Origin of the sequence: Leyella stercorea, from assembly GCF_019052365.1 — a bacterium.
Lineage (GTDB): Bacteria > Bacteroidota > Bacteroidia > Bacteroidales > Bacteroidaceae > Prevotella.
Map to the genome: position 1 here is coordinate 1 of NZ_JAHQUY010000091.1, position 8,705 is coordinate 8,705.

Annotated in this window: 8 protein-coding genes; 7 read left to right on the top strand and 1 reads right to left on the bottom strand. The window is 51.8% G+C overall.

The window, feature by feature from the left end:
• Nucleotides 1–63: 63 nt before the first annotated feature.
• The gene (locus KTQ90_RS11890; protein ID WP_217318615.1) at nucleotides 64–2,040 is read left to right on the top strand and encodes an alpha-L-arabinofuranosidase C-terminal domain-containing protein; all 1,977 of its coding nucleotides are present in this window, start codon (nucleotides 64–66) and stop codon (nucleotides 2,038–2,040) included.
• Between the two features lie 123 nt (nucleotides 2,041–2,163).
• Here KTQ90_RS11890 and KTQ90_RS11895 read toward each other — a convergent pair whose 3' ends face one another.
• A complete protein-coding gene (locus KTQ90_RS11895; protein ID WP_217318616.1) occupies nucleotides 2,164–2,325 on the bottom strand; it encodes a hypothetical protein in 162 nt (53 codons plus the stop codon).
• A gap of 1,174 nt (nucleotides 2,326–3,499) precedes the next feature.
• On the opposite strand from KTQ90_RS11895, the gene KTQ90_RS11900 reads away from it, so the two are divergent.
• The 6 genes from KTQ90_RS11900 (at nucleotide 3,500) to KTQ90_RS11925 (ending at nucleotide 8,395) form a co-directional block, all read left to right on the top strand.
• On the top strand, nucleotides 3,500–3,931 hold the full coding sequence (locus KTQ90_RS11900; RefSeq protein WP_217318617.1) for a DUF4143 domain-containing protein: 432 nt from the start codon (nucleotides 3,500–3,502) through the stop codon (nucleotides 3,929–3,931).
• Nucleotides 3,932–3,985: 54 nt separating this feature from the next.
• Nucleotides 3,986–5,482, top strand: coding sequence for a choice-of-anchor Q domain-containing protein (locus KTQ90_RS11905; protein WP_217318618.1), 1,497 nt, complete (start codon nucleotides 3,986–3,988; stop codon nucleotides 5,480–5,482).
• A gap of 91 nt (nucleotides 5,483–5,573) precedes the next feature.
• A complete protein-coding gene (locus KTQ90_RS11910; protein WP_217318619.1) occupies nucleotides 5,574–6,053 on the top strand; it encodes a cytidine deaminase in 480 nt (159 codons plus the stop codon).
• A gap of 129 nt (nucleotides 6,054–6,182) precedes the next feature.
• Nucleotides 6,183–7,748 carry an acyl-CoA carboxylase subunit beta gene (locus KTQ90_RS11915; RefSeq protein ID WP_022158485.1) on the top strand — a complete coding sequence of 522 codons (1,566 nt, stop codon included), beginning with the start codon at nucleotides 6,183–6,185 and terminating at the stop codon, nucleotides 7,746–7,748.
• Between the two features lie 65 nt (nucleotides 7,749–7,813).
• The gene (locus KTQ90_RS11920) at nucleotides 7,814–7,963 is read left to right on the top strand and encodes a hypothetical protein (protein ID WP_007896899.1); all 150 of its coding nucleotides are present in this window, start codon (nucleotides 7,814–7,816) and stop codon (nucleotides 7,961–7,963) included.
• Nucleotides 7,964–7,969: 6 nt separating this feature from the next.
• The gene (locus tag KTQ90_RS11925; protein WP_217318620.1) at nucleotides 7,970–8,395 is read left to right on the top strand and encodes a biotin/lipoyl-containing protein; all 426 of its coding nucleotides are present in this window, start codon (nucleotides 7,970–7,972) and stop codon (nucleotides 8,393–8,395) included.
• Nucleotides 8,396–8,705: the final 310 nt, after the last annotated feature.

Sequence of the window (8,705 nt, forward strand, 5' to 3'; positions counted from 1 at the left end):
TGGTTTAATAAAAACAGATTTACCCAAGCAAAAAATCGAGGATAAAAAATCTTAACAGGACAAATGAGAAACAGATATATCCTTTCGTGCATGCTGGCTGCATCTTCGGTATTCGGCGCCTTCGCCGAGACGCACACGCTCGACATCAACACCCGTAAGGCTGGCGCAGCGGTAAGTCCCACCATGTACGGCATCTTCTTCGAGGACATCAACTTTGCTGCCGACGGCGGACTGTACGGCGAGCTTGTAAAGAACCGTTCGTTCGAGTTTCCGCAGGCGCTGCTCGGATGGCAGGCGTTCGGCAACGTGGAGGTGAAGGCGGACGGACCCTTCGAGCGCTGCCCCCACTACGTAGTGCTCGGCTTCACGGGGCATAAGGAGTGCGCTACGGGTCTGCAGAACGAGGGCTACTTCGGCATCGGATTCGTCAAAGACGAGCCTTACCGCTTCACGGTATGGGCAAGAGCGCTGGACGGCGACGCTACAATCGACGTCTCGCTTGCCGACCAGAGCACGCAGGACGAAACGCAGGAGCGCGCCAAGGCGCAGATAAAGGTGAGCGGCAGCGAGTGGAAGAAGTACGAAGCTGTGCTCACGCCCGGCAAGACCGCACAGAAGGGCTGTCTGCGCGTGCTGCTCAGCGGCACACGCAGCGTGGCTCTCGAGCACGTGAGCCTTTTCCCCGTCAACACGTTCAAGAACCGCGAGAACGGCATGCGCCGCGACCTCGCTCAGGCGCTCTACGACATGCACCCCGGCGTGCTGCGCTTCCCCGGCGGCTGCATCGTCGAGGGCGAATCGCTGAAGCACCGCTACCAGTGGAAGAACACCATCGGACCCGTCGAGAACCGCCCGTTGAACAACAACCGCTGGCAGTCGACATTCCATCACCGCCTCTTCCCCGACTACTATCAGAGCTACGGACTCGGCTTCTTCGAGTATTTCCAGCTTGCCGAGGACATCGGCGCCGAGCCGCTGCCCGTGCTCAACGTGGGCATGGCGTGCCAGTTTCAGAACTGGAACAACCCGAAGGCTCATGTGCCCGTCGACTCGCTGCAGCCGTACATACAGGACTGTCTCGACCTCATCGAGTTTGCCAACGGCGACACCTGCACCACATGGGGTAGAAAGCGTGCCGAGATGGGCCACCCGGCGCCGTTCAATCTGAAGTATCTGGCTGTGGGCAACGAGCAGTGGAACACCCTCTACTACGAGCGTCTGCGCCCGTTCGTGAAAGCCATACGCGCCAAGTATCCTAAGATACGCCTCATCGGCACATCGGGCCCCGACTCCGAGGGCGAGATGTTCGAAAAGGGATGGAAAGCCATGAGGGAGATGAAGGCCGACCTCGTCGACGAGCATTTCTACCGCAACGAGCAGTGGTTCCTGTCACACGGACTGCGCTACGAGGGCTACGACCGCAAGGGCCCGAAGGTGTTCGCCGGCGAGTATGCATGCCACGGAAAGGGCAAGAAGTGGAACCACTTCGAGACATCGCTCTACGAGGCTGCCTTCATGACCGACATCGAGCGCAACGCCGACATTGTGGAGATGGCTACCTACGCTCCGCTCTTCGCGCACGTAGACGGATGGCAGTGGCGCCCCGACCTGATATGGTTCGACAACACGTGCATGTTCAAGAGCACAAGCTATTATGTGCAGCAGATGTACGCCTGCAACAAGGGCACCAACGTGCTGCCGCTCACGATGAACGGCAAGCCGGTGGCAGGACAGGAGGGGCAGGACGGACTCTTCGCCAGTGCGGTCGTTGACCGACAGAAGGGCGAAATCGTCGTCAAGGTAGTCAACACGTCGGACGAGGCGCACGACCTGACGCTCAACCTCAACGGACTGCGCGGTTCGCACTCGGCAACGCTCACAACCCTGCACAGCGACGACATGGACGCCGAGAACACTCTCGACCGCCCAGACGCCGTACGCCCCGTAGAGTCGGCTGCTTCGTGCCAGAGTCGCAAGGGCGGCACGGTGCTCAGCGACAAGTTGCCGGCAAAGACGTTCAGAATGTATCGCATAAAGTGATAGGCTGTATATAATAAAGTAACACGATTTATAATTATAAAAAGGCAGACTATCCAGTTACCGCAGCGTGGGCACTTCATTTCCGCGCTGCGGTAATATTGTTTTTGCACCGCGGTAATCGTGTTACCTGTGCGCGGTAATGCGCTTGCTTGTGGCTTTGGATACGTAAAACGTGGGTTTGGATACGTAGAATGCGGCTTTGGATACGTAAAATGCGGCTTTTCCGTGTTCTTTGGCAGTCAAAACCCTGCCCAACTGCCACTTCTTCACTACTAACTCTGCCATTTCTTGCTACAAACATATTGCAAATCTGTCGCAGAAATGCAAATTTACGACAACTACTTGACTAACATCAAAAATATAAGACAAGCAGGAAAATAATTGATGTTATACTTGTGTGCGAACACAAAAGGCATTAACTTTGCATCAGTAAATAACGAACGAGGTTACGCTGGAAGCGTGGCTGACGTTTGCCGCAAGGCAAGAAAAGAGAATAGGTAATTAGGGATAACAAAGTAAAAATTAAAGAAAGGGTAACATTATGGTTATTTTCAGTTTTATTTTTGCGATTTGTTGTGCAGCGATAGCTGAACTGGTAAAGGTCAACAACAAAATCAGCCTCAAGAAGTAACTGACTGCCTTCGGGCAAGGTTATGAAAAGAGGTAAAGATGGGAAACACAGAAAAACACAAGTAAGGATAACAATTAAAAAATTAAAGAAAGGATTAAGATTATGATGATTTTCGGATTTATCTTCGCAATTTGTTGTGCAGCCGTTGCAGAGGCTGTAAATGTAAACAACAAGATCAACCTCACTAAATAAAAGTGAGCTTGCTCAGACAATAGTAATAAAACGAAATATAAGAAGCGGTTGCATGAGCCTTCGGGCACGTGCAACCGTTTTTTGTGTCTGTAGCTTTCACCGCATCATTATGCGAAAAGTCCCTCATGAAAATGTAGTGAAATGGCGAAAAGTCCCTCATAAAAGTGTAGTGATTCGGCGGAAAGTCCCTCATAAAAGTGTAGTGATTCGGCGGAAAGTCCCTCATAAAAATGTAAAATACTTGTTTTTGTCGCTGATTATCAGTATCTTTGCATCGTGTAAGACAAATGACAATTTGTTATGGAATATTGCTGTTCGGTAAACAATTATTCACCCTTTTATTGTTTTGTTGTTCAGTATTTTATTGCTATATTTACAAAAGGAGCTTGTCTATATACTATGCGGGCTGAAAGCCCAATAATCACATAGCCCAGGGCAGCGCCCTGGGTATTGAGTGTATATATTGAGTAGTGCGCCCTGTAAGGGCAACACCTTAATAATTAGGCTTTTGCCCTTTCAGGGCGAATGTAGATGTGGGGTATAATGTTTACCCAGGGCGCTGCCCTGGGCTATGTGATTGTTGGGCTTTCAGCCCGTCTTTGACTACATTATCAGTTTTACCGGACAGCAATAGTTATGGAAAGATTTATAATGGACGACTCTGCGTTCAAGCTGTTTATGCTCGATTGCGGACTGCTTGGAGCGATGAGTCTTACTCCGCCTGCCATGCTTCTTCTGCCAAGCACAGACAATAGCGGCAAGGGCGATTTCACGGAGAATTTCGTTTGCTCGCAGATGAAGTCGTTGTCAGATCTGCCAGTGTTCTATTACAGCAAGGACAACAGTCAGCTCGAACTCGACTTTGTTGTTCAGGCAAACACTGCGGTTTGTCCAGTAGAGGTGAAAGCAGAAGAAAACCTACAGTCGAAGTCGCTCAAGACAACGCTTTCCGAAAACCCCGATATGCATGGTCTGCGTTTCTCAATGAGCGATTATCGTGAAGAAGGCAGGTTGACAAATGTGCCGTTATACGGAGCAAGATCTTTCTTGAAGGCGCTTAAACAATAGCAATTGATTGTAATGATACAATAAAACCGCAGTTTCTGCGTTATAAGTATTACGATGAAACATATTCATATATATATAATAATGTGTGTGCTGGGCGTGTTTGGCTTAAGCGCATGCGACGATATCGACGATTTCACAACATCGCCGAACAACATGCTCACGTTCTCTACCGACACGGTGCGCATTGACACCGTGTTCTCTACCGTGCCGTCGTCGACGCGCGACTTCTGGGTGAGCAACCGCTCGGGTAAGGGGCTGCGCTGCACGTCGGTGCGCCTCGAAGGTGGCAACCAGAACGGATTCCGCGTGAATGTAGACGGCGTGTATCTGAGTCCGGAACAGGGCTATAAGGCGAACGACATAGAGGTGCGCAACAAGGACAGCATACGTGTGTTCGTGGAAGTGACCACAGCCGTGAATCACGGTGACGCACCGAAGGAGCTGAACGACTGCCTCGTGTTCGCACTCGAGAGTGGAGTGGAGCAGAAGGTGGTGCTCAACGCATGGTCGTGGGACGCCGACTTCGCACGCAACAAGACCATCACGACCGACTACACTATAACAGCCGGCAAACCGCTCGTAGTCTACGGACCGATGACCGTAGAGGAGGGCGCTACGCTCACCATAGCGCCGGGCGCTACGCTCTTCTTCCACGACGGAGCGGGCATCGACGTGAAGGGACGACTCGTATGCAAGGGCACAGCCGAACAGCCCGTAACGCTGCGCGGCGACCGACTCGACTATATGTTCGACTATCTGCCTTACGACCGCATGAGCGGACTGTGGAACGGCGTACACTTCATGGAGAAGTCGTACGACAACCGGATGGAGTTCACCGACTTGCACAGTGCGTTCAACGGCGTGCGTGTCGACTCGTCGGATGTGGCTCGGCAGACGCTCGCCGTAGCCAACTCTACCATACACAACTGTCAGGGACACGCGCTATACGTAGAGAACTCGAAGGTGACGGTGGAGAACTCGCAGCTGTCGAATGCGCTCAACAACTGCTTGGGCGTGGAAGGCGGCGACGTGCTGGTGAACAACTGCACGCTGGCACAGTTCTATCCGTTCGACTCAAACCGCGCCAGTGCGCTCAGCTTCTCTGCTCTGAAGCACCCGCTGCAGCAGTTCGTCTGTCGCAACACGCTCATCACGGGCTACAGCGCCGACGAGATGATGGGCGGAAAGCCCGTGAAGGACGCTGCGAGCGAGGATGCCGCAGAGCCTAACGCCTTCAACTATCAGTTTGAGAACTGCGTGATACGCACACCTGAGGTGACGAAGGAGGAAGAAAAGCCGCACTTCGTGAACGTGGTGTTCGAGGAGAAGGAGAACGCCGACTCGGTATGCACCAACCACTTCAAGAAGGTGGACGGCGACCAGCAGGACTACGACTTCCGACTCGCCAAGACATCGGTAGCTATCGACCGCGCCGACCCGGCTACGGCTACAAAGACCGACCGCAACGCCATGCCGCGCGACGAGCGACCCGACGTCGGAGCATACGAATTCAAGGAGGAAAAGACCGAAGAACCGAATCCGCAGGAGTAAGTGTTCTCACCATCTCACCCCATCACCCCATCATCACCTCACCATCTCACCAACAAATCTCACCACCTCACCATCTCACCACCTTTAAACTATGAAAGAAATTGACATTCACATCCGCGTTGAGCACTATCAGCTCGACGAACTCGACACTGCTGACCGCGAACTTGTAGACCGTGCGCTGAAAGCAACTCACGGCGCATACGCCCCGTACAGCAACTTCTACGTAGGAGCCGCGCTGCGCCTCGCCAACGGCATCATCGTGACTGGCGCAAACCAGGAGAACGCAGCCTTCCCCTCAAGTCTGTGCGCCGAGCGTACAGCCCTCTTCGCCGCACAGGCAAACTATCCAGACCAGCCCGTTTCGACACTCGCCATCGTAGCGCGCAACGCAAACGGACTGCTCGACGAGCCGGTAAGCCCCTGTGGAGCATGCCGCCAGGTGATACTCGGCGTAGAAGACCGCTACAAGCAGCCCATACGCGTGCTGCTATACGGCAAGAAAGGCGTCTATAGCCTGCAGTCGGCTAAAGACTTGCTGCCCTTCTCGTTCGTAGACGACAGCATGAAATAGACGTAGTAACAAAATTTATATCAATGATATAGCCTTCTTTGTTCTTTTTTTAGTAATTTTGCACACTGGATTAGAATATACGCAAATTTTTATATTAAAGAAAGAACAAAGAAATAGCAAAATAAAATTATGAGCAAACAAGTAGAAAAAATCAAGGAACTGGTCGCTAAGCGCGAACAGGCTCGTCTCGGTGGCGGCGAAAAAGCCATTGAGAAGCAGCACGCACGCGGCAAATACACAGCACGCGAGCGCATCGAGATGCTCGTCGACGAAGGCTCGTTTGAGGAGTACGACATGTTCAAGAAGCATCGTTGTACTAACTTCGGTATGGAGAAGAAGCACTACTATGGCGACGGTGTCGTAGCTGGTAGCGCTACAATAGGCGGCCGTTTGGTTTACGTATATGCTCAGGACTTCACCGTCAACGGCGGTTCGCTCTCTGAGACAATGGCGCAGAAGATTTGCAAGGTGATGGACATGGCTATGACTATGGGCGCACCGGTTATCTGCATGAACGACTCGGGCGGTGCTCGTATTCAGGAAGGCATCTGCGCTCTCGCTGGCTACGGCGAGATCTTCGAGCGCAACATCCTCGCTTCGGGCGTCATCCCGCAGATCTCTGCTATCATGGGTCCGTGCGCAGGCGGTGCGGTTTACTCGCCGGCTCTCACCGACTTCATCATCATGAAGGAGCAGACTTCATACATGTTCCTCACCGGTCCGAAGGTTGTAAAGACCGTAACGGGCGAGGACATCGACGCTGAGCACCTCGGCGGTGCATCGGTTCATGCTACAAAGAGCGGTGTGACACACTTCGCTGCAAAGACAGAGGAAGAGGCTATCGAGATGATTAAGAGCCTGCTCTCGTTCATCCCGAGCAACAACACTGAAGAGGCTCCGCGCGTAGAGTGCAACGACCCGATCAACCGTATGGAGGACTCTCTCAACGAGATTATCCCCGACGACCCGAACAAGGCTTACGATATGTACAAGGTTATCGGCGCAATCACCGATAACGGCGAGTTCTTCGAGATACAGCCTAAGTTCGCTAAGAACATCATCATCGGTTTCGCACGCTTCAATGGTCAGAGCGTTGGTATCGTAGCCAACCAGCCGGCTGCATACGCAGGCGTTCTCGACGTTAACGCAAGCCGCAAGGCTGCACGCTTCGTGCGCTTCTGCGACGCATTCAACATTCCTATCGTGTCGCTCGTCGACGTGCCGGGCTTCCTGCCGGGTACAGGTCAGGAGTACAACGCCGTTATCCAGCACGGAGCACAGCTGCTCTACGCTTACGGCGAGGCTACCGTTCCTAAGATTACAATCACTCTGCGCAAGAGCTACGGCGGTTCGCACATCGTTATGGGCTGCAAGCAGCTGCGTTCAGACCTCAACTTCGCATGGCCGTCTTCAGAGATTGCGGTTATGGGTGCAAGCGGTGCCGTTGCAATCCTCTGCGGCAAGGAAGCTAAGGCTAAGAAGGAGGCTGGCGAAGACGTTAAGGCATTCCTCGCAGAGAAGGAAAACGAGTACACAGAGAAGTTCGCCAACCCGTACGAGGCTGCTTCTTACGGCTACATCGACGACGTAATCGAACCGCGCAACACACGCTTCCGCATCTGCCGCGGTCTGGCACAGCTCGCTACAAAGCGTCAGCAGTTGCCGGCTAAGAAGCATGGTTGTATGCCGATGTAATTTGTTTTACAAGTAGACGAGTAAAACAAGTAGACAAGGTTATACAAGTAAACAGGTTACAAAGTATGGACAAGAATATATATGCTGCCATTGCCATGGCTCTATACGAGTATCAGGGCAACAACGTACACGATAAAGAACCGGGCTTCATCACCATACAGCCGCGTCAGACTATGTGGAACGCCAAGTTCTTAAGTTTAACAGCAAAACCATAAAAAGAAATGAAAGAATTTAAATATACAATCGACGGCAAAGAGTACAAGGTGCAGATTGAGGACGTAGAGGGCAACATCGCCGACGTAACAGTCAACGGTGAGGCTTTCAAGGTCGAGATGGAGCAGGAGGCTGAGCCTGAGAAGAAGAAGGTAGTGCTCGGTCAGCCGGCTGCTGAGGCAGAGGAAGGCGAGACAGCAAGCGCTGCTAATGTGAACACAGCCAACGCGCTCAAGGCTCCGCTGCCGGGCGTCGTAACCGAAATCAAGGTTGCTGTAGGCGACGAGGTGAAGGCTGGCGATGTAGTGGTAGTGCTCGAAGCTATGAAGATGGCTAACAACCTCGAAGCTGAGAAGGACGGAAAGGTTACTGCTATCTGCGTGAAGACTGGCGAGAGCGTGCTTGAGGACTCTCCGCTCGTTGTTATCGAGTAATTCGGTAAGTCAGAATAGTATAGTCAGACCGGTTTTCTGTCTGATATATATAATAAGGTTGAAAACGCAATATTGTATAATATGTTGCGTTTTCAACCTTTTTGTTTTTTTAAAGGCATATAAGTGCTTGTTCTGTGTGTAAATGGCAAATGCGGACATTTATGAGCATTATATTGTTGTAATTGTTAAAATGTGCAAATTTAACAAGTCTGTAAGTATAAAAAATTAACTTAAACTTGTTTCGTATTGTAAAATAATTATTGCTGTCCGCTAAAACTTTTCATACAAAATAAATTAGGGCTGACACTTC

Coding starts and splice junctions, on each gene's coding strand:
- KTQ90_RS11905 (WP_217318618.1), top strand. CDS start 3,986: ATGAAACATATTCATATATATATAATAATGTGTGTGCTGGGCGTGTTT.
- KTQ90_RS11920 (WP_007896899.1), top strand. CDS start 7,814: ATGGACAAGAATATATATGCTGCCATTGCCATGGCTCTATACGAGTAT.
- KTQ90_RS11895 (WP_217318616.1), bottom strand. CDS start 2,325: ATGGCAGAGTTAGTAGTGAAGAAGTGGCAGTTGGGCAGGGTTTTGACT.
- KTQ90_RS11915 (WP_022158485.1), top strand. CDS start 6,183: ATGAGCAAACAAGTAGAAAAAATCAAGGAACTGGTCGCTAAGCGCGAA.
- KTQ90_RS11900 (WP_217318617.1), top strand. CDS start 3,500: ATGGAAAGATTTATAATGGACGACTCTGCGTTCAAGCTGTTTATGCTC.
- KTQ90_RS11890 (WP_217318615.1), top strand. CDS start 64: ATGAGAAACAGATATATCCTTTCGTGCATGCTGGCTGCATCTTCGGTA.
- KTQ90_RS11925 (WP_217318620.1), top strand. CDS start 7,970: ATGAAAGAATTTAAATATACAATCGACGGCAAAGAGTACAAGGTGCAG.
- KTQ90_RS11910 (WP_217318619.1), top strand. CDS start 5,574: ATGAAAGAAATTGACATTCACATCCGCGTTGAGCACTATCAGCTCGAC.